This is a genomic window from Paenibacillus sp. SYP-B3998, from assembly GCF_010820665.1.
GTDB lineage: Bacteria > Bacillota > Bacilli > Paenibacillales > NBRC-103111 > Paenibacillus_E.
Genome location: NZ_JAAIKC010000001.1, coordinates 837,777 through 858,081 on the forward strand (window position 1 = coordinate 837,777; position 20,305 = coordinate 858,081).

General features: G+C 46.6%; 23 protein-coding genes and 1 other annotated feature. Of the genes, 21 read left to right on the forward strand and 2 right to left on the reverse strand.

What is annotated here, in order from left to right; translation table 11 throughout:
• Nucleotides 1-47 precede the first annotated feature (47 nt).
• Nucleotides 48-605, reverse strand: a complete 558-nt coding sequence (locus GK047_RS03695) for a nitroreductase family protein (RefSeq protein ID WP_163941314.1) — start codon at nt 603-605, stop codon at nt 48-50.
• Between the two features lie 188 nt (nt 606-793).
• On the opposite strand from GK047_RS03695, the gene GK047_RS03700 reads away from it, so the two are divergent.
• The 3 genes from GK047_RS03700 to GK047_RS03710 all read left to right on the forward strand — a co-directional run bounded on the left by GK047_RS03700 (nt 794) and on the right by GK047_RS03710 (nt 2,376).
• A complete protein-coding gene (locus GK047_RS03700) occupies nt 794-1,231 on the forward strand; it encodes a MarR family winged helix-turn-helix transcriptional regulator (protein ID WP_163941317.1) in 438 nt (145 codons plus the stop codon).
• Between the two features lie 222 nt (nt 1,232-1,453).
• Nucleotides 1,454-2,212: a C1 family peptidase gene (locus GK047_RS03705; RefSeq protein WP_163941321.1), complete on the forward strand. Its 759-nt coding sequence runs from the start codon at nt 1,454-1,456 to the stop codon at nt 2,210-2,212.
• A gap of 23 nt (nt 2,213-2,235) precedes the next feature.
• Nucleotides 2,236-2,376, forward strand: coding sequence for an N-acetylmuramoyl-L-alanine amidase (locus GK047_RS03710; RefSeq protein ID WP_163941324.1), 141 nt, complete (start codon nt 2,236-2,238; stop codon nt 2,374-2,376).
• A 173-nt stretch (nt 2,377-2,549) separates the two neighbouring features.
• Here GK047_RS03710 and GK047_RS03715 read toward each other — a convergent pair whose 3' ends face one another.
• Entirely contained in the window at nt 2,550-2,756 is a 207-nt protein-coding gene (locus tag GK047_RS03715) for a DUF1657 domain-containing protein (RefSeq protein ID WP_163941327.1), read from the reverse strand.
• Nucleotides 2,757-2,960: 204 nt separating this feature from the next.
• Between GK047_RS03715 and GK047_RS03720 the strand changes: the two genes are divergently transcribed.
• From GK047_RS03720 to leuS, 18 genes are all read left to right on the forward strand, one after another.
• Nucleotides 2,961-3,821 carry a DUF421 domain-containing protein gene (locus tag GK047_RS03720; protein WP_163941330.1) on the forward strand — a complete coding sequence of 287 codons (861 nt, stop codon included), beginning with the start codon at nt 2,961-2,963 and terminating at the stop codon, nt 3,819-3,821.
• A 24-nt stretch (nt 3,822-3,845) separates the two neighbouring features.
• Nucleotides 3,846-4,319 carry a stage V sporulation protein AC gene (gene spoVAC, locus GK047_RS03725; RefSeq protein ID WP_163941332.1) on the forward strand — a complete coding sequence of 158 codons (474 nt, stop codon included), beginning with the start codon at nt 3,846-3,848 and terminating at the stop codon, nt 4,317-4,319.
• A 4-nt stretch (nt 4,320-4,323) separates the two neighbouring features.
• A complete protein-coding gene (gene spoVAD / locus GK047_RS03730; RefSeq protein ID WP_163943608.1) occupies nt 4,324-5,343 on the forward strand; it encodes a stage V sporulation protein AD in 1,020 nt (339 codons plus the stop codon).
• Nucleotides 5,340-5,690: a stage V sporulation protein AE gene (gene spoVAE, locus GK047_RS03735; protein ID WP_163941334.1), complete on the forward strand. Its 351-nt coding sequence runs from the start codon at nt 5,340-5,342 to the stop codon at nt 5,688-5,690. The genes spoVAD and spoVAE overlap by 4 nt, the downstream gene beginning before the upstream one ends.
• 313 nt (nt 5,691-6,003) lie before the next feature.
• Entirely contained in the window at nt 6,004-6,963 is a 960-nt protein-coding gene (locus GK047_RS03740) for an AAA family ATPase (protein WP_163941337.1), read from the forward strand.
• Nucleotides 6,964-6,968: 5 nt separating this feature from the next.
• Nucleotides 6,969-8,255 carry a DUF58 domain-containing protein gene (locus GK047_RS03745; protein ID WP_163941341.1) on the forward strand — a complete coding sequence of 429 codons (1,287 nt, stop codon included), beginning with the start codon at nt 6,969-6,971 and terminating at the stop codon, nt 8,253-8,255.
• Nucleotides 8,248-10,479, forward strand: coding sequence for a transglutaminase TgpA family protein (locus GK047_RS03750; RefSeq protein ID WP_163941345.1), 2,232 nt, complete (start codon nt 8,248-8,250; stop codon nt 10,477-10,479). Before GK047_RS03745 ends, GK047_RS03750 begins: the two co-directional genes overlap by 8 nt.
• A gap of 59 nt (nt 10,480-10,538) precedes the next feature.
• The gene (locus GK047_RS03755) at nt 10,539-11,321 is read left to right on the forward strand and encodes an alpha/beta hydrolase (protein ID WP_163941347.1); all 783 of its coding nucleotides are present in this window, start codon (nt 10,539-10,541) and stop codon (nt 11,319-11,321) included.
• 91 nt (nt 11,322-11,412) lie between these two features.
• Entirely contained in the window at nt 11,413-11,907 is a 495-nt protein-coding gene (locus tag GK047_RS03760; protein ID WP_240343750.1) for a YqeG family HAD IIIA-type phosphatase, read from the forward strand.
• 21 nt (nt 11,908-11,928) lie between these two features.
• A complete protein-coding gene (yqeH, locus tag GK047_RS03765) occupies nt 11,929-13,044 on the forward strand; it encodes a ribosome biogenesis GTPase YqeH (protein ID WP_163941351.1) in 1,116 nt (371 codons plus the stop codon).
• Nucleotides 13,045-13,097: 53 nt separating this feature from the next.
• The gene (aroE, locus tag GK047_RS03770) at nt 13,098-13,958 is read left to right on the forward strand and encodes a shikimate dehydrogenase (RefSeq protein WP_163941355.1); all 861 of its coding nucleotides are present in this window, start codon (nt 13,098-13,100) and stop codon (nt 13,956-13,958) included.
• A gap of 15 nt (nt 13,959-13,973) precedes the next feature.
• Nucleotides 13,974-14,267: a ribosome assembly RNA-binding protein YhbY gene (gene yhbY / locus GK047_RS03775; RefSeq protein WP_163941358.1), complete on the forward strand. Its 294-nt coding sequence runs from the start codon at nt 13,974-13,976 to the stop codon at nt 14,265-14,267.
• 12 nt (nt 14,268-14,279) lie between these two features.
• Complete coding sequence (locus GK047_RS03780; RefSeq protein ID WP_163941361.1) at nt 14,280-14,867, forward strand: nicotinate-nucleotide adenylyltransferase; 588 nt, start codon at nt 14,280-14,282, stop codon at nt 14,865-14,867.
• Nucleotides 14,857-15,432 carry a bis(5'-nucleosyl)-tetraphosphatase (symmetrical) YqeK gene (gene yqeK / locus GK047_RS03785; RefSeq protein WP_163941364.1) on the forward strand — a complete coding sequence of 192 codons (576 nt, stop codon included), beginning with the start codon at nt 14,857-14,859 and terminating at the stop codon, nt 15,430-15,432. The genes GK047_RS03780 and yqeK overlap by 11 nt, the downstream gene beginning before the upstream one ends.
• A 12-nt stretch (nt 15,433-15,444) precedes the next feature.
• The gene (gene rsfS, locus GK047_RS03790; protein ID WP_163941367.1) at nt 15,445-15,792 is read left to right on the forward strand and encodes a ribosome silencing factor; all 348 of its coding nucleotides are present in this window, start codon (nt 15,445-15,447) and stop codon (nt 15,790-15,792) included.
• Nucleotides 15,789-16,685, forward strand: coding sequence for a CvfB family protein (locus tag GK047_RS03795; protein ID WP_163941370.1), 897 nt, complete (start codon nt 15,789-15,791; stop codon nt 16,683-16,685). The genes rsfS and GK047_RS03795 overlap by 4 nt, the downstream gene beginning before the upstream one ends.
• A gap of 2 nt (nt 16,686-16,687) precedes the next feature.
• The gene (locus GK047_RS03800; protein WP_163941373.1) at nt 16,688-17,449 is read left to right on the forward strand and encodes a class I SAM-dependent DNA methyltransferase; all 762 of its coding nucleotides are present in this window, start codon (nt 16,688-16,690) and stop codon (nt 17,447-17,449) included.
• Between the two features lie 70 nt (nt 17,450-17,519).
• Nucleotides 17,520-17,755, forward strand: a binding site (T-box leader).
• Nucleotides 17,756-17,842: 87 nt separating this feature from the next.
• Nucleotides 17,843-20,302: a leucine--tRNA ligase gene (leuS, locus tag GK047_RS03805; RefSeq protein ID WP_163941377.1), complete on the forward strand. Its 2,460-nt coding sequence runs from the start codon at nt 17,843-17,845 to the stop codon at nt 20,300-20,302.
• Nucleotides 20,303-20,305: the final 3 nt, after the last annotated feature.

Genomic DNA, 20,305 nt, shown 5'->3' on the forward strand with positions numbered 1-20,305 from the left:
ACGTACAACCTGAAGAGATTCATTCAGGGCTGCCTAGTTCATTATATCTACAAATAGGTTGTTTTTTCCTGGTAGCACGTTCGTGGAGTCGATGGTGTTTCCGCGGAAGGATACCCGACAAATACGGTACCGATAATTTTTTTATTTTCGGGAGAGCCTAGGAATTGATATAATCTATTATCACGAACCAGTCCGATGCCGCGTGTTCGCCAAACGAGACCTAGTCCCAACTCTTGCGCGGTAAGCCACATGGAATGAATCGCGCAAGCGGCAGCATATTCATTGTCTTCGGATGAGGCTTCATCGCCAGGTATGATGTCCGCTGTGACAACGATAACGAGCGGTGTGTTTTCTAACACAAGCAGCGAGTCTTTTACGAGATTAGGTTTCGTTGGGAAACGCTCTTCAAGAAATTGTTTGGCTAGTTGCTCGTATCTGGATTTGGCTTCCCCGCGAATGACATAAAAGTGCCAAGGTTCGCGCAGTCGGTCATTTGGAGACCAAACAGCTGCCTCAAGTAGCGATTCGATTTTGCTATCCTCCACTTCGCGTGGTTCATAATTTCTTACCGCTCTTCGCTGTTTTAATATTTCAATTACTTGCATACGATACAACCATCCTTTCCTCTTGCATTCTTTCTCGTATTCTATCATAATCGTTTACGAATATGAATTTTTCAGTCCGTTCTACATCCTTGCTCGTCCAATGTTTCATTAAGTTAGTTACACCCATTGACTTATGAAACAACTTCTAGTAATTTGAATTCAAACAAGGGTAAGAAAGGGCTGTCATTATGTCGCTGCGAACGGAGCAACAGCAAGCGGAAATCATCAGGGAGTTTCTTATCACCATGGGGCAATCCCTCCAGCAATATCAATACAGCTTTGCGTGCAGCGCCGAGCTTTCTCGTCATGAATTCAATGTCTTGTACATTCTTCGGCTGCGAGGTCCCATAGTTGTCAAAGAAATTGCACAGCAATTACCTGCAGTCTCCTTGAGTACGCTAACAAGGCTATTAGACAGCCTCGAACAAAAGAGCTTTATCGAGCGGAAGCTCGATCCATGTGATCGGAGAAGCTTCATTATTTCTCCCACTGACGAGGCGCATCGATTGATGGAGCATTTTCCCCAACATTGCGAATGTTTCGTTCAGCGCATTACACAATCGCTTACTTCGGAAGAGCAAACGACACTTGCGGAGCTTTTCATCAAAATAAAAGCACATCAGTAGCCATTGAACCAGCCAATTGCGGTTGGTTTTTTTGATTGTAATGGGCATATTCTTAGCCCAAAGATTATCCATAAGCGTATATACCTTTTGATGGGTATACGCTTTTTTGTAGCTTATATCGTTCGGGAAGGTTTGCACGAACCTGCCCATGGTTGAATACACTGGATACTACGCTAGTGGATGCGTATAGGATTTAGTTATATTTTGGGGGAGGAGCCCCGTATGAGAACATACAACGTAAAGCGCGATAAGCGTGATTTTCGCGATTATTTTTATCGAAGTGTGAACTATATCAGGGAGCAACAACTGCCGCGTAAAGTCGATCTGCGGAGTCAACTATCTCCGATTGTGAACCAAGGTCAACTGGGCTCCTGCACATCGAATGCCATCGTGAGTGGATTACGCGAGTATTGGCTGCGCAAGGAAAGAAATTCGTCCATGCGTTTATCTCGTTTGTTCCATTATTGGCATGAGAGAAAGCTTGAAGGAACAGTAAACCGCGATTCAGGCGCTACGGTTCGAGACGGGATGAAGGTGCTGCAGAAGATTGGCGTTTGTTCCGAAGAAGACTGGCCCTATCGGACTGCCAGATATAAGGTAAAGCCGGATCAAGTTGCGGAATCGACTGCGGGTACATTTCGCATTGCTGCCTATCATCGAATTTACGATCTTGCCGGGATTAAAGCAGCGCTTGCTGATGGTCACCCTGTCGTGTTTGGCATCTGGCTGTACGAATCATTCGAAGGCGCGGTAGCTACAAGAACAGGGAGAATCCCTTATCCTAACCGTAAAAAAGAGCAGTTGCTAGGTGGTCATGCCTTACTTGCAGTTGGATACCAAGACGGCAAACAAAAGGGGCAGGGCGTAATCATTGTTCGAAACTCATGGGGCAAGGATTGGGGAGACAAGGGCTATGGCTATATCCCCTATTCTTTTTTTAAAAATAGCTTGCTGACTTTTGATTACTGGACAGGGAAATAACGCAAGAGGGAGGAAGGGCCTTCATGATAAGTGCGCAGGATGCAAATACGATTATTGCTTTCTTATCAGCAGCTTACAATGCGACACAAGACCTGGAAGCGAGAGCCGAGTTTCACCGATTGGCTAACGAGCTGCGCAAAGCTTCTGGGCAAGCTTTGGAGTAAGAAGAAGGAAAATCACAGAGGAATGAGGACGGCCTTGATGGCAAAAGAGCAATTCGTGCTGCTTGTTTTAATTTTGTTTATGTTATTAAGCTTGTTATTCATCATAGGGCTATGAAACAAAACAGCCTACTGCGAATCTTGAAATCGCAGTAGGCTGTTTTTGAATCATTCAATTAGAAACCCTTATATTGGGGTTCTTCATTTTCCAATTGTGAAACACGCGAAGCGACTTGATCCACAATGTCTTGTGTGGATTTGGCAGCCGTTTCAAAAAGTTGTTTGGCTTCTTGATTTTGCGTGCTCAGGGCGAAGGTTTCCAAATTCGCTTGAGCGCTTTTTAAAGAAGCCAACGTTGTTTTTACTTGTGCGGATACAGTCAAGATATTCACCTCCTGGCATCATTCGTTTTGCAATACGCAAAGCGCAAGATGACTTCGCTTAATAAAGAGTATTGGCGCTCATTAATATGCCCATTAATGCATTCTCCATAATTACCAATTAAATCCATGGAGGAATGGTGATAGTTGTTTCAAAAAAAGCACATAATGATTTTGTTTGGAGCAAAAGGCAGGGAGGTAAAAATAATGCCGGACTGGTTACATATTGTCGTTAGATCGTTAGGGGCGCTAGCTACTCTTTTTGTGTTAACGAGAATTCTGGGGAAAAAACAAATATCCCAACTTACTTTTTTCGAATATATCATTGGTATTACGCTAGGGGACTTGGCTGGAGTCATATCGACAGATGTGGAAAGTAATTTTTTTCATGGCTTCATAGCTATCCTTGTTTGGTGTCTTATACCCCTTTCTCTAGAACTTTTCGCACTCAAAAGCAAGACTTTACGCCAATGGTTCGAAGGCAAGGGTACCGTTTTCATCAAGGATGGGAAGATCCTCGAAGACAATTTGAAAAAAGAACGTTACACAGCAGATGAGCTGCTAGAGCAGCTTCGTACCAAAAGCGTGTTCCGAGTGGCGGACGTTGAGTTTGCTATGCTGGAGTCAACAGGGGATATAAGCGTGCTGCTCAAAAGCGAGTATCAGCCTCTAACGCCGAAGCATATCGGATTGAAGCTTGTCGCTGACAAGCCTGCGCAAGCCGTCATTATGGATGGAGCTATCCAAGATGAATTTCTAGCCGCTGCGGGCAAAGGACGTGGCTGGCTTCATGAGGAGTTGGATAAAATAGGGGTTACGAAGGAAAATGTGTTTCTTGCTCAAGTGGACACGCATGGAGAACTAACCGTTGATCTCTACGATGATAAGCTTAAAGTACCTGAGCCAAGTCAAAAGCCGTTGCTGCTAGCCACCTTGAAAAAATGTGAAGCAGATCTTGAACTGTTCTCGCTGTCAACAATGCGTCCTGAGGCGAAACAAATGTACAGCGCATGCTCAGAGGCGATGCAGAAAGTGATCAAAGAACTAAGCACCATTCTTCGAACGTAGACACTGATCGGCAGGAGGGATTGTATGGCCAATAACAAGAAAAAAAACATGACAATGACACAACAGGAGTATCAGAAGTTAGCTAAGGAAATGGAGCCGAAAAGGCCTGTTTTGCAAAACTGTATACGCGCGTTTCTAGTTGGCGGATTCATCTGTTTGATTGGTGAATGCTTGATGAAGATGTTCATCCACTGGTTTGGTTTCACCGAGAAGACGGCGGGGAATCCAACGGTTGCCGTGTTGATTTTTATTTCCGTTCTTTTAACAAGCCTGGGCGTTTACGATAAAATCTCGCAATGGGCAGGGGCAGGAACGGGGGTTCCTGTGACCGGATTTGCCAATTCCTTAGCCTCAGCTGCGATCGAGCATCGCGCCGAGGGTTTGGTGCTTGGGGTAGGGGGCAATATGTTTAAGCTCGCAGGCTCCGTGATCGTATTCGGAACGGTTGCCGCTTTTATCGTCGGTCTTGTTCGTCTCATCATTATGGGAGGAGGTTGAGCGTATGCTGAAGGGGCATCAGAGCTGGATCTTTGAGAATCGACCCGTCATCTTGGCGACGGGAACAGTCGTTGGTCCTGATGAGGCAGAGGGGCCCATCAGTGAGGATTTTGATATCGTTCACGGGGATTTGACCATAGGTCAAAAAACGTGGGAAAAGGCGGAGAAGGCGCTGCTCGAAGAGGCAGCGCAGCGCGCCCTCGACAATGCTGGGTTGACCGGAGGGCAGATCCAGTTCTACATCGGAGGCGATCTGATGAACCAGATCATCTCGAATACGTTCGCTGCGCGCACGCTGAATATGCCTTATCTCGGCATATTCGGCGCTTGCTCCACGTCTATGGAGGGGCTGGCGCTTGCCGCGCAACTGCTTGATTCGGGCGCCGCCAAGTATGTGATGGCGGGCACATGCAGTCACAACTGCACGGCGGAGAAGCAGTTCCGTTATCCAACGGAATACGGGTCCCAGAAGCCGCCGACGGCGCAGTACACAGTCACTGGCGCTGGCGTCGCCGTGCTCGGGAAATCGGGTGACGGTCCGGTTGTCACCTCGGCCACGATCGGTCGGATTGTCGATATGGGGATCAAGGATCCGTTTAATATGGGGGCCGCCATGGCTCCGGCAGCTGTAGATACCATCCAAGCGCACTGCCGAGATTTAGGCAGAGAGCCTGGCTACTACGATCTGATCGTGACCGGGGATCTTGCGACAGTCGGGCATGACATTGCGAATGAACTGTTCAAAAAACACCAGTTTCCAATTGAACAGACCCAATTTGACGATTGCGGCTTACTCATTTTCGATCGGGACAAGCAATCTGTGCAAGCGGGCGGAAGCGGGTGTGGGTGTTCGGCAGCGGTTACCTATGGACATCTGTTAAAACGGATGAAGAAGGGAGAACTGAAACGAATTCTTGTCGTTGCGACAGGTGCGCTCCTTTCACCACTTTCTTTCCAACAGGGTGAGAGTATTCCCTGCATCGCGCATGCTGTTTCTATAGAGTCTGGAGGGTTGTACGCATGAGTTTCGTATGGGCTTTTCTTATCGGAGGAGCGATTTGTGTATTCGGTCAATTGCTTATGGATGTAGGCAAACTAACGCCAGCCCATACCATGAGCATACTTGTTGTTCTTGGGGCGATAGCGGATGGCTGTAACCTGTATGAGCCTTTCATTGAATTCGCCGGTGCTGGCGCAACTGTGCCGATTACTAGCTTTGGCAACGCGCTTGTGCACGGAGCGATCGAGGAATTGCACAAGGACGGCGCTATCGGCATTATAACCGGTATATTTAAAGTAACAAGCGCGGGTATTTCGTCGGCTATTATTTTCTCGTTTTTGGCGGCGGTGATCGTCAAACCCAAGGGTTGACGACCACTGTAATAAAGTTCGCTCGCAAGACAAGCCTCTTCGGATGAAACCGATGAGGCTTGTCTTGCGTCTATAGCTTATTAAGAATGGATCGCGGAAAATGGTTATATTTAACAAATAAATTTAGAGAATTTACAAGTATACGGACGAAAAACTTTCCTGTAAACTAGATTTACGCTCGTTTACCTATATTTTCTAAAGATTGCTAGCCTTTTCGTGTGAATTCAGGATTATTTTAGCTTTATTGGCAAGCGCTTACGAAAATAGTTGAGACGATAGTTTTCCCTGAGGAAAACGCTGAGGAGGATCAGACATGGAAACGACAACCCAACATCACGTAGAGGCTCTAGCGAAACTGAAAGCCAATTTGGAATCTTGTATTCTGGGCAAGAGCTCAGAGATTGAATTATTGCTTACCGCGATGCTAGCCGGCGGGCACGTTCTGCTTGAAGATGTGCCAGGAACAGGTAAAACGGTTTTAATTAAAGCTTTAGCGCGTTCCATAGACGGTCAATTTCGCCGTATTCAGTGCAATCCGGATCTATTGCCTTCCGATATTACAGGTGTTTCTATATATCATCCCAAAGAAGAGAAGTTTTTGTTCCGCTCGGGCCCCATTATGACGAACATTTTACTTGTCGATGAAATTAATCGAGCTACAACGAAGACGCAATCAGCCTTGTTAGAAGCGATGGAGGAGCAGCATATCACTGTAGATGGCGATTTATATGAGCTTCCTTCTCCCTTTCTGATGCTTGCCACTCAAAATCCGATTGATTTCGAAGGCACTTATATCCTGCCGGAAGCACAGCTTGATCGCTTCATGATTAAGCTCAGTCTCGGCTATCCGAATGAAGCAGCGGAGAAGCAGATGATTGCCTCACAGAGCAAAGCGCACCCCATTGAATCTCTGCAAGCTGTTATGGATACAGATCAAGTGCTGGTCGTTCAAGACCGAGTTCGTCGTGTACATTTGGATGAAGCAGTTGCCGATTATTTGCTTACAATTTCAAGAAAGACCAGAGAACACAAGGCTGTCTTCCTTGGAGCTAGCCCACGGGCAACACTCTCGCTCGTTCACGCCGCGAAGGCTTACGCCTTCATTAATGGAAGGGATTATGTCATTCCAGATGATATTAAATATCTGGCTCAATACGTCCTTGGGCACCGAATGATTCTTCATTCGGAAGCTCGGCTGGATGGAGCAACTGTCACCTCTGTTCTGGGATCGATCTTCGAGCAGGTGCGTGTGCCAGTCCGATTGGAGAAGTGAGCCGCATGAATCGTCTGTTCTTGAAGCGATTTGGGGAGCTCTCCAGGGTTCCGGCAGCTTTCTGGATGCTTGCTTCCTGCCTGATAGGCAGTCTGTTTTTCCTTTTGTTTCAAGGTGGGAAGCTGGCTTCCATGCTGTTTATTATTATTACGCTATTATCCGTATACTTGATTTTGGGTAATTGGAGCGGCGTCAAGCGGACCCATGGTGTGCGCAGGCTGCCTAACACGCATCAGGACGCGAATCTTGAAGCTGGCCATTCCCTTCAGATTGGTATTCAGGTGCAGATTCCAGGCTTTTGGCCAATTCCTTACATGATGATTAGAGATAAGCTTATTCGTCAGAACGGGGAAGAAACGGTGTTCGAAGGGTCTCTTGTGCCGGATTGGAAGCGAAGAGGTGAATTGCTTTACAGCACCCTGCCATTACGAAGAGGGTCTTATCGATTTGGTGCAACCGAATGCTTAACGGAAGATATTTTCGGTTTTTTTCAACACAAAGGTCGTTTAGAGCTCCAACAGCAGATAACGGTTTACCCTCAAACAGTACCCATACGAGAATGGACTCAGTTTCATCAAATGTTAAAAGGGATGCAGCATCATTCCACGACGACACGCGCACACCGTGAGACGACACAAATCAACGGCGTTCGTGAGTACATCTACGGGGATCGCTTGTCTCGTATTCATTGGAATGCAACAGCTAAAACGGGCACGTGGAAATCCAAAGAATTCGAACGCGAATCTCTTCCCAAGACGATTATATTATTAGATCGTACGGATCGCGCTTATCAGGATGCGGCGGAATTCGAGCTAGCTGTATCAGTTGCGGCTTCGTTGTTTCGATATGCTTCCAGTCGAGAACTTGCGCTGGGCTTGTTGTCCGTTGGTAAGGAATCGACTTACTTAGAACCGAAACAAAGTCAGAACCATCATAAGCAGATTATGAATCATTTAGTCAGTGTAGAGGCGGACGGCTATCATTCTCTGAATCAGATCATGAAAGAGCGCTCTCGTCAATTACCAGCTGGCTGTTTTTTTGTATTAGTTTCTCCGCAAAGGGGAGCGCTCATGCTGCAGATGCTGCACCACCTTGAACATCTTCAGATGAATCCATGCCATATTTGGGTTCATGGATCACCGACGGGGCTGTTCAAAGGGCAAACCGTTGAGCCTTCTAGTGGGCAAGAAGATTGGATTAAGCAGATTCGCGCTCAAGGATTTATGGGGTACGAAGTGGGGCAGCTTTCTGAACTCTCTAACTTGTTGGGAGGGACGAGGCGATATGCGTAACGCTATTTGGAAAAGAGTGTTGCTTGCCGATTGGCCACACCGTATGACAGCTATAATTACCGGATTATTTCTGTTTCAATTTGTACTCTGGATTCAAAAGGAAGATGGACTCTGGCTGCCGCAGACAGCATCCTTGGTTAGTGCAACATTATGGATCGTCGTGATTACCTACATGGTGCCCTATTTCAATCAAACGGGGCGAACGGCGATTCAATTTATGCTGATTATTATCCTTCATGGTTTTGCGCTTGGTTACACGTTTACTCAGGTAACGTTTCATAGTTGGAAGGATATATTGAAATGGGTAACGCTTAACGTTAGCCAGATAGAACCGTATATTTGGTTTAGTTTTTCTGCGTGGATGGTCTATTTATTCGTCATGTGGGCCGTGGAGTCCAAATTTCGTATTTTCGTGCTGATGGTCGCTAGTGTTCTATTTTTCGCCATTCGCGATTCGTTTAGCATCATCTTCTTATGGCAGCAGGTCGCTATCGTCTTGTTCTGCGGCTTCTCTCTCTTGATGATGCGCCATTTTACGAATTTGAGGCAGCGAGCACCTATGATTTGGGAGACGATTATTGAATATCCAGCTTCTATTGGCGTACCGATTCTACTCATTGTTGTCGTTACCTTAACCGTTGGCGTGATTTCACCTACGGTGGACCCCATTCTAACAGACCCATATACCGCGTGGAAGATAAGTCGTGGTGAGTCTGTTCCTTTACTAGGCAAAGGCATCAGTACCTCTGCATCGACTGCGGACGCTTCGTCAGGCTATAGCCGAGATGATAGCAAGCTAGGTGGGAGCTTTCGGTACGACTATACGCCTGTGATGACCGTGGATACGACCAAACGGACCTACTTTCGCGGTGAGACTAGATCTCTTTATAATGGAAAAGGTTGGGAGCTTAGCCCTGCCGAGAAGAAGCTTCAGCTCATGAAAGTCAATGAGAACGTGCTACAGAAAGATCGAAGACTCGATCAGTCCCTTCTAACGACCAAAGAGGTTACCCAAAGCGTTGTCATGAACAGAGATGAGGTATTCCCAGTCTTGTTCGGCGGATTTGCGATTGATAAAATTGAAGAAATAAATAAGGGCGAAAATCCTTTTCAACAATTGCTATGGTCCCCGCGTCAGGCAGAACTTCGTTTCATTGATAAAGAGAATTATCCCAAAGCATATAAAATCATTACGCAAGAGCCGATTGTCGATGTGCCGGGCTTGCGTGAAACGAAGTCAGACTTCGTGAAACAGCCGGAGTGGAATGAATATCTACAATTGCCTGCAGAATTGCCTGAACGCGTTAAACAATTAGCTATAGAAATTACAAAATCAGCTAACAACGGTTATGACAAGGCGAAGCTTATTGAAAAATATTTGGCAGAACACTATCCTTATACGAATACCCCTGATGAGAGTAAAGGAAAGAGCAAAGACTTTGTAGACCGATTTTTGTTTGAAATTAAACAGGGTTATTGTGATTATTATTCTACATCTATGACTGTACTAACTCGTTCGATTGGACTTCCGGCTCGTTGGGTCAAAGGATATTCGTCAGGTGCTTCTCCAATTCCTGAACAAATCAGAGAACATGGCATCATGAGTCAGTTTGGTTCTGAATTTGATGTGGATGGAGCGGGCACCTATACGGTCAGGAACTCGGACGCCCACTCTTGGGTCGAAGTTTACTTTGAGGGATACGGATGGATTGCTTTTGAACCAACCTCAGGCTTCAAGCTGCCGACACTATTTCCTGAAACTAAGGTGGAGCCGGCGAATGCTCCCGCGAGCAGCCCGCTCCCGGCCGTTCGTGTTGAGACGGAAGTTACCCCGAGTTACACGTGGCTGTGGTTGACGTTAGCTGGATTCTTCCTGCTTGCTGTTATGAGTTCAGCATGTATCTTACTCATTAGAACCGCTTCGTGGAAAGCTTGGAGAACGCGTCGCAAACAAGCCCATGCAATTAATTTTAACCAGAAAATTATTGTGGAGTTCGAGAAGCTGCTTCGACTAAGCAGGCGCAAGGGGTATACACGACTTGAACACGAAACGATGCGTGAAGCAACGAATCGGTGGTCCAAACAAAGCAAGTGGATGAAGCAAGAGCTAGAAATGGTACTTTTACTGTTCGAGCGTGCAAAGTATAGCCAAGTCAGTTCTACAGAACAGGAATATTTGCAGGTGACACAGGCGGTAATCAAATTAAAAGAACAAATGAAATAGGCTGAGAAACCACTCGCCACAAAGGGGGTGGTTTTCCCTATGAGAGGAGAAAATAAATCATGGCATTTATCGACTGTCATTTTTACTCGGAGGCCTTGGGCGTTTCTGCATCCATGCACGTCATTTTACCGCAAGCAGCTCACAGTCAAATCGGGATGGCATCCCAAACACGGGGGAGTAAGCATCCCACCTTGTTTCTTCTTCATGGTTTGTCAGATGACCATACGATATGGATGCGGAACACCTCGATCGAGAGGTATGCTTCGGAGTTAGGTATTGCGGTTGTCATGCCAGCGGTTAATCGCAGTTTTTACACGGATATGGCTTTGGGATCTAAGTATTGGACTTTCATTAGTGAAGAGCTGCCTGCACTTGCTAGATCGTTCTTCCCATTGGCGGAGGAAAGAGAACGGAATTTTGTCGCTGGTTTGTCCATGGGTGGATATGGCGCGATGAAGCTCGCGCTTTCGCATCCTGACCGCTTTGCAGCAGCAGCGAGTTTGTCGGGTGCGCTTGACATAGACCGCTTCGCCAGAGAACAGGCTCTTATGGAAGATTTTAAGTTGATTTTCGGGGAACTAAACCGGATTGAAGGCAGTGAGAACGATTTATTTGCGTTAGCTGATCACTTAGTGTCGAGCAAAAAACCAGCTCCTCACTTGTTCCAATGCTGCGGAACCGAAGATTTTCTGTATGAAGATAACTTGCGATTTCGGGACCATCTTCGCAAACTTTCCATTGAATTGACCTATGAGGAAGAATCAGGTAACCATGATTGGGGCTATTGGGATCGGAAAATACAAAATGTGCTACGCTGGCTGCCGCTTCCAGCGCGTTCCTAGTGGGAAAATACGTTCTTTTCTTTTTGCAACAAACGGGTCACTATGGTATAGTTTCACGTATATGTCGAGGAAGCAGTTGGAGGGAATTGGTTTGCTGAAAAAGCTCGTGCCTAGACAGTCCGTGAAAACGATTTATGATATTGATGCCGATCATCTATGGGGATTCGGCATTCGTGGCATTATTACAGACCTTGATAATACGCTTGTAGGGGCTCGCGATCCGCAGGCGACTCCTGAGCTCATTGAGTGGTTGAAACGTGTGCAGCAATTGGGCTTCAAGGTTGTGATTGTGTCCAACAATAACCATGGACGAGTCTCCGCCTTCGCTAAGCCGCTGGGCATTCCGTTCATTCACCGAGCCAAGAAGCCTGCCAATGTCTCCTTTCACAAAGCCATGCAATTGCTTGGAACGAATGCAAGGCAGACGGCTGTTATCGGCGACCAAATGTTAACTGATGTGTTAGGCGGGAATCGCATGGGGCTCTATACGATCCTCGTTCAGCCGATTTCTATTGGGGATGAAGGTTTTTTTACCAAAATCAATCGACGCATTGAAAAATTGGCCCTATCGATGATGAAGAAATAACAGAGACTATTAGGGGGATTCATGATTAAAGAAGAAGTTATGCACTGTGCCGGTTGCGGCGTGGAGCTACAGACGGAAGAACCAAGCAAGCTCGGTTATGTGCCTGCAGAAGCTTTGCAGAAGGAACCTATCATTTGCCAACGCTGCTATCGCATTAAGCATTATAATGAATCGTCGAGCATTACGTTGAAGCAGGACGATTTCCTCAAGTTGCTAGGTCACGTCGGTCAGACAAAGGCTTTAGTTGTCAACATTGTCGATATTTTCGATTTTGAAGGCAGTATGATCAGCAGTTTATCCAGATTTGTTGGAAGCAACCCGATTTTATTAGTCGTGAACAAAATTGATTTGCTTCCGAAGGTGACGAACCCGAACAAAATTATTAACTGGGTACAGCGCCGAGCCAAAGAACAAAATCTCCGTGTGGTAGATATCGTATTATGTAGTGCGAAGAAGAACATGGGCTTTGATCGTGTTATCTCTGCCGTTGCGGAACATCGAGGCAATCACGATGTGTATGTAGTAGGAGCAACAAATGTTGGTAAATCAACGTTAATCAATCGTTTGATCAGCGATTACAGCGATTTAGAAGCTGAATTGACGACTTCTCAATATCCAGGAACGACGCTTGACTTGGTGAAAATACCTCTGGATGACGGCTGCTATATTGTCGATACGCCAGGAATTGTGTATGCCCATCGCTTGACGGAGGTCGTCACAAAGCGTGATTTATCGCAAATTATGCCGGATAAACCGCTCAAACCGATGGTCTTTCAACTGAATGAAAGCCAGACACTGTTTTTCGGAGCGATGGCTCGGTTTGATTTTATCAAAGGTGAGCATCAGTCGTTCACTTGCTACACATCGAACGCGATTCAAATTCACCGCACTAAGCTGGAAAAAGCGGATGAATTGTATGAAGGGCATAAAGGTGAGATGCTGACGCCTCCGCGCAAAGCAGATTTGGACGAACTGCCTAAGTTTGTGAAGCACCCGATTCACATTCCAAAAGGGAAACGAATCGATGTGCTAATTTCTGGTTTAGGCTGGATCAAAGTAAACAGTGAAGCTGGCGCTGATCTTGCGGTGCATGCGCCAAAAGGTGTTAAGGTCATTGCGCGGGAGTCTTTAATATAGGATTGATGCGGATAATGGAAGTTCTGCCAAAGTAAAACGCTAAGGGGGAAGCCATGGAGAGCAAACGGACGCTAGACAGCCATACCATCCTTTATGGTGTTTTCGGGGATCCGATTCGGCATTCGCGTTCGCCGATTATGCTGAATCGTGCATTCCAAGAGACAGGTGTGAATGCGGCGTATGCGGCATTCCACGTAACCCAACAAGGTTTAGGCGATGCGATTCGCGGTATTCGCTCTCTGGGTTATCGTGGCATTAATGTGACGATTCCACATAAGGTGGAAGTGATGCAGTATCTTGATGAGATTGATGAAGGGGCGCAGGTCATCGGCGCCGTTAATACGATTGTTAACGATGCTGGTCGTCTAATTGGTTACAATACAGATGGCATCGGCTACGTTCGCTCATTGAAGGAAGAAACCGGCATCGAGCTGCAGGGGAAAACCGTGCTGCTGCTGGGCGCAGGCGGCGCGGCGCGAGGTATAGCCTACGCCCTTGCCAAAGAAGGAGCGGCATGTATTTATATTGCTAATCGCACCAAAGAACGAGCGGTTGAGCTTGCCGGAACCATTGGCGGTTTCACGAAAGCCATTGGGCTAGGTCTGGACGAACTAGAACAAGTCATTGGCGATGCAGAGCTTATTGTGAATACGACGTCGGCAGGCATGCATCCGAATGTGGACGAGCTGCCCATGTCGGCTGACCTTTTGCGTTCTCACCATCTTGTCAGCGATTTGATTTACAATCCGCGGATTACCAAATTTCTCCGAGTAGCTGAGGCATTAGGAGCTCGCATTCACGGAGGATTAGGTATGTTTATTTATCAAGGCGCTTATGCTTTTGAATATTGGACTGGCACACCTGCGCCCGTTGGGGCAATGAGACAGGTTGTAGAACAGTCTTTAGCTGAATAGAATAGAGGGACATCCATGTTAACAAGCAAACAGAAACGTTATTTGCGCTCGATGGCGCATCATTTAGATCCGATCTTCCAAGTAGGAAAAGGCGGTGTAAACGATCATTTGATTCGTCACATCCAAGAAGCAATTGAAGTTCGTGAATTAATCAAAATTACGGTACTCAACAACAGTGGGGAAGATCGCAGTGAAGTGGGTACTGAATTGGCTGAGAAGTCAGGTGCTGATCTCGTTCAAGTCATTGGTAAAATTGTTGTGCTTTACAAAGAATCGCGGGATCAGAAGAAAATCGAATTACCGCGATAAAGAGGTGCAAGCATGCTGGTCGGAATTATGGGAGGCACCTTCGACCCGATTCATACCGGTCATTTGATCGCAGCGGAACGGGCGAGGGTGGAAGCAGATCTGGATGAAGTATGGTTAATGCCCGCGAACGTGCCGCCGCACAAGCCAAATGCTCCTAAAGCAACGGCTAAGCAGCGTTGGGAAATGGTCGTCGTGGCTGCAGAGGGAAATCCGTTTTTTCGTCCACTAGATATCGAAATTGGTAAAGGCGGCGTATCTTACAGTATTGATACGATTGAACTGCTTTGTGCAAACAACCCCAATACGGAATTTGTCTATATCATTGGGGCGGATATGGTGCAGTATTTGCCGCAGTGGCATCGCATTGATGACATCGTGCGGCAAATTCAATTTATCGGCCTAGCCAGACCTGGTTACGAGCTTGATATGGAGAAAATACCAGCACATATTCGTTCGCGTGTGAAGATTCTACCTATGCCTCTTATTGACATTTCTTCGACAATGATTCGGGAGGAAATGTATAAAGGAAGATCGGTTCGTTACCTTGTTCCAGATGCTGTGCATACTTACATGGAGGTGAATCGTTTGTATGGATCGTGAACAATTGATTTCCGCTGTGAAAGAGCAAATGCCTGAAAAACGGTGGCTGCATACGCTAGGTGTTATGGAAACAGCCGTTATATTAGCTAAACGTTATGGAGCGGACCCGTCCAAAGCGGATTTGGCAGCAATTTTGCATGACTATTGTAAATATTGGCCTGTCCAAGAACAAGCAAAGATTATTCGAGAGAACAACGATCTTCCGCAGGATTTACTTGCTTATGACAAAGAGCTTTGGCATTCACATGCTGGCGCCTATATGGCAAAGTCGCAATTCGGTGTTCATGACGAGGAGATTCTCGACGCGATTCGTTATCACACGTCTGGTCGTGAAGGCATGACATTGCTTGACAAAATTGTATGTTTGGCTGACTATATGGAACCTGGTCGCGATTTTCCTGGTGTGCATAATATTCGTGAAATCGCTGAACATAGTATTGAGAAGGCGCTTATTGCCGGTTTCGATTCTACGATCAGCTTTTTAGTTTCCAAAGGTAAACGGATTTACCCGTTAACGATATTGACACGTAATGATTTAATTGAACAGATACAGAGCGAATCCTAGGAGGATGATGGAATGAGTATAACCCCAGAAGCAATTATGAAATTCGTGGTAGAAGCTGCAGAAGACAAAAAAGCAATGAACGTGGTGACACTAAACTTGCAAGGCATTTCTATTGTTGCCGACTACTTCGTTATTTGCCATGGTAATTCAGAGACGCAGGTGCAGGCAATCGCGACGGAAGCGAGAAAGAAAGCTCAGGAGCATGGCGTGCGAATTAGAGGCTACGAGGGTGTAGATACCGCAAGATGGGTACTGCTTGACCTAGGGGATGTAGTTCTTCATGTATTCCATCGCGACGAACGGGAGTATTACAATATTGAGAGACTTTGGTCGGATGCTAAAGTTGTGGAGCGCGTATGAGAATGGAAGCAGGAACACTCGTCACCTTAGAGGTGGCGAGGGAAGTTCCACCCAACGGTTATTTCTTGACCGACGGCTATCAAGATGTGCTTCTGCCCTATGCTGAAATCGTAGGCTCTATGATCAAGCCTGGAGATAGCGTAGAAGCGTTTCTGTTTCATGATACACAGGACAGGTTGATGGCTACGATGAAACGGCCTCATTTAGTTATGGGTGAGGTTGGACTTCTGGAAGTGGTGGACATTCATCCGCGATTTGGCTACTTTTTGGAAATAGGTCTAGGCCGCAATTTGCTGCTCCCTTATCGAAATGTGCCAGAATTGGAAACTCTACGTCCTGTAGTTGGAGATAAAGTGTATGCTACGCTAGCTCATGATCGCCAGGGGCGCTTAATTGCGAAGCTCGCTTTAGAAGAAGACTTAGCTCCGCTTTGTGTGCGGGCACCGTCCACGTGGAGCAATCAATGGGTCGATGCACGTGTCTATCGCCCCTTACAAATAGGAACTTTCGTTATTTGTGAGGCGGGTGTTTTAGGTTATGGTGTTATCGGGCTTATAGCGGCTCCAGAACGGACTCGTCTGTTGCGTGTGGGTGAGTTGGTTAAGGTTAGGGTTTCTTTTGTCCGCGAGGAAGACGGACGGGTTAATCTCTCGATGCGGCTTCCAAAAGAGTTAGGTCGCGATGAGGATGCCGAGCGCATCCTGAGCGCGCTCAAAGAGCGAACAAATGGCGCTATGCCTTTTTCCGATCAGACATCCGCAGATATGATTAAAGATCGATTCGGCATGAGTAAAGCTGCCTTCAAACGCGCAATGGGCAAGCTCATGAAGGAAGGACTTATCTATCAGGAGGATAACTGGACTTATCTGAAACAAGAGGAGACGCAGGGCTAAAGATGAGCTACGAAAGATTTGCGTACACATATGACCGCCTGATGGAGAGCATGCCTTACGGGGAATGGCTCCGATTTGCCAGAGAAAGCTTTGAACGATTCGGTACCAAGCCAACTGCGTTAGTTGATTTGGGATGTGGAACCGGAACATTAGCGATTCCTCTTGCCCTTGAAGGCTATCGGGTAACGGGCATCGATTTATCAGAGGATATGCTTGCTGTTGCAGAACAAAAGGCGGAACAGCGTAGTACGCTTTTGAAAAATGGTTCGCTGCGTTGGGTGCAGCAGGATTTGCGCGAGTGGGGCATCGGCGAGCAGGTGGATGCAGCGATTTCGTTTTGTGATTGCATCAATTATTTGTTGGAAGAAGAAGAGATTATACAGACATTCCAGCAAACGTATGATGGGCTTAAGCCTGGAGGTTTATTTTTGTTTGACGTACATACCCCTGAGCAGCTGTTTGCTTACGCCGAATCACAGCCGTTTTTTTTGGATGAAGAAGATGTGTCTTACATTTGGACAAGCGAGTTAGATGATGAGCGCGTTCAGATTGAACACAATTTGACGATCTTTGTTCAAGACAAAGAAGGTTCAGATCGGTTTAGACGTATTGATGAGATGCATGTACAGCGCGCTTATCCACTAGGATGGTTGGAACAACAGCTTCATGAGGTCGGATTTAAAGAGGTGCACAAGGGGAGTGATTTCACATGGAATTCGCCAACCGTGACAACAGAGCGAGCATTCTTCGTAGCGAAGAAATAGCGAAGTTATCGTTAAGCGTGGCTTGACAGTGCGGCATTAATTTACATATAATCATAGCTAATTAGTTGTTAGAAAAGCTTTGAAGAGGAATAGTAGCTGGGCGCAGCATTTTTCAGAGAGCCGGGACTCAGGTGGAAACCGGTAGATGCAGCAAGTGAACTCGCCTCGGAGCTAGATAGTGAACATCGTTACAGACGGTGCTAGCTGGATCGTTTCACCCGCGTTAAGGGGCAGAGTGAACACAGGCAAAGTATGCCGTGTGTTAACTAGGGTGGTACCACGGGAATTCAACCTCTCGTCCCTAGCGATATCCGCTAGGGATGAGGGGTTTTTTTGCAGCACTTTTATGAACATAGGTAAGGCGCTAGCCTTACCTCAGGGAGGATCTTGTATATGTCAGAGGAAATTAAAGAAACAAGAGAACAGCTTGGGTATAACCCACAAGTGATCGAGCCGAAATGGCAAGCGGTTTGGGACGCAAAGAAAACATTTAAGGTGCTCGAAAATTCGGAAAAACCGAAATTTTACGCACTCGATATGTTCCCATACCCATCTGGTGCAGGTTTGCATGTAGGGCACCCGGAAGGTTACACAGCAACAGATATCGTTTCGCGTTTCAAGCGGATGAGAGGCTATAACGTACTTCACCCGATGGGGTGGGACGCTTTTGGTTTGCCTGCCGAGCAGTATGCACTGGATACAGGGAATGATCCGCGTGATTTTACGAACAAGAACATTGACACGTTCCGCCGTCAAATTAAGTCACTTGGCTTCTCTTACGATTGGGACCGTGAAATCAGCACAACGGATCCTGAATATTACAAATGGACACAGTGGATTTTTATCCAGCTTTATAATAAAGGTCTGGCTTATGTAGACGAAGTGCCAGTAAATTGGTGCCCGGCTCTGGGGACAGTTTTGGCCAATGAGGAAGTCATTGACGGATTGAGCGAACGTGGTAACCATCCTGTTATTCGCAAGCCGATGCGTCAGTGGATTCTAAAAATTACTGAATACGCAGAGCGTCTTCTGGAAGATCTTGAGGAGCTGGATTGGTCTGAAAGCATTAAGGATATGCAGCGCAACTGGATTGGGAAATCTACGGGCGCTGAGGTGCGCTTCGCAATTGAGGGTCATAGGGAACAAAGCTTGACTGTGTTTACTACACGTCCAGATACTTTGTTCGGAGCAACTTATTGTGTGCTTGCGCCAGAGCATGAGCTTGTGCAATCCATCACAACAGAAACACAAGCGCCTGCGATCAAAGAATATCAAGAGAAAGCTTCTCGCAAAAGCGATTTGGAGCGCACCGATTTGGCGAAAGACAAAACAGGTGTATTCACGGGCGCTTACGCGATTAATCCAGTGAACGGAGCCAAAGTTCCCATTTGGATTGCCGACTATGTGCTAGGCGGCTACGGGACAGGAGCCATTATGGCTGTGCCTGGCCACGATCAACGCGACTGGGAATTTGCGAAGCAGTTCGATCTGCCTATTATCGAAGTTGTACAGGGTGGTAACGTTGAGAAAGAAGCTTATGCAGGAGACGGTCCTCACGTCAACTCTGAGCCAATCAATGGGCTGAACAATGAGCAAGGGATTAGCCATATGATCGCATGGTTGGAGCAGAACGGTAAAGGGAATGGAAAAGTCACTTACCGCCTAAGAGATTGGTTGTTCAGCCGTCAAAGATATTGGGGGGAACCGATTCCAATTCTCCATTTGGAAGATGGCACAATGAAGCCGGTGCCAGTGGATCAACTGCCGCTTCTTCTTCCTCAGGTCGATGAAATCAAGCCTTCAGGTACAGGAGAATCACCACTTGCAAACGTAGCCGATTGGGTGAATACAGTCGATCCTGAAACGGGAATGAAAGCTCGTCGCGAAACGAACACGATGCCGCAATGGGCTGGAAGCTGCTGGTATTACCTGCGCTTCATCGATCCGCATAACGATAAGGCTTTTTGCTCACATGAAATGCAGCAGCAATGGCTGCCTGTTGATCTTTATATCGGCGGCGCAGAGCATGCTGTGCTTCATCTGTTGTATGCGCGTTTCTGGCACAAAGTGCTCTACGATCTTGGTTTTGTGCATACCAAAGAACCATTCCATAAGCTCGTGAACCAAGGTATGATTCTTGGGGAAAATATGGAGAAAATGAGTAAATCTCGTGGTAATGTCGTGAACCCTGACGATATTGTCAGTGATCAAGGTGCTGATACTTTGCGTATTTACGAAATGTTCATGGGTCCGCTTGAAGCTACGAAACCTTGGAATACAACAGGCGTAGATGGCATATTCCGCTATTTGAGTCGTGTATGGAGATTGTTCGTTGATGAGAATGGCAACATACATCCAAAAATCAGCGCCGAGGAAACGCTTGGCAGCGATTCGTTCAAGCGCACCTGGCATCGCACGATCAAAAAAATTACTGAAGACTTTGAGGCTCTGCGTTTTAACACCGCAATTAGCCAAATGATGATATTCGTCAACGAAGCTTACAAGACAGAGCGCTTACCGCTAGAAGCAATGAAAAACTTTGTGCAGGTGCTTTCTCCAATTGCTCCGCATTTGGCGGAAGAGCTGTGGGAGAAGCTGGGAGGCACAGATTCGATTACCTATGAGCCGTGGCCTTCTTATGATGAGGCTTGGACGGTTGACAATGAAGTTGAAATCGTTGTGCAAGTTAATGGGAAAATCGTAGAACGCGTATTGATTTCCAAAGATACAGATGAGAAGGCAATGGAAGAACTAGCTTTAAACCTTGACAAAGTCAAAGAAGCGACCGCCGGAAAGGCCGTTCGCAAATTGATTGTTGTTAAAGGGAAGCTGGTTAATATCGTTGTAGGTTAAGTA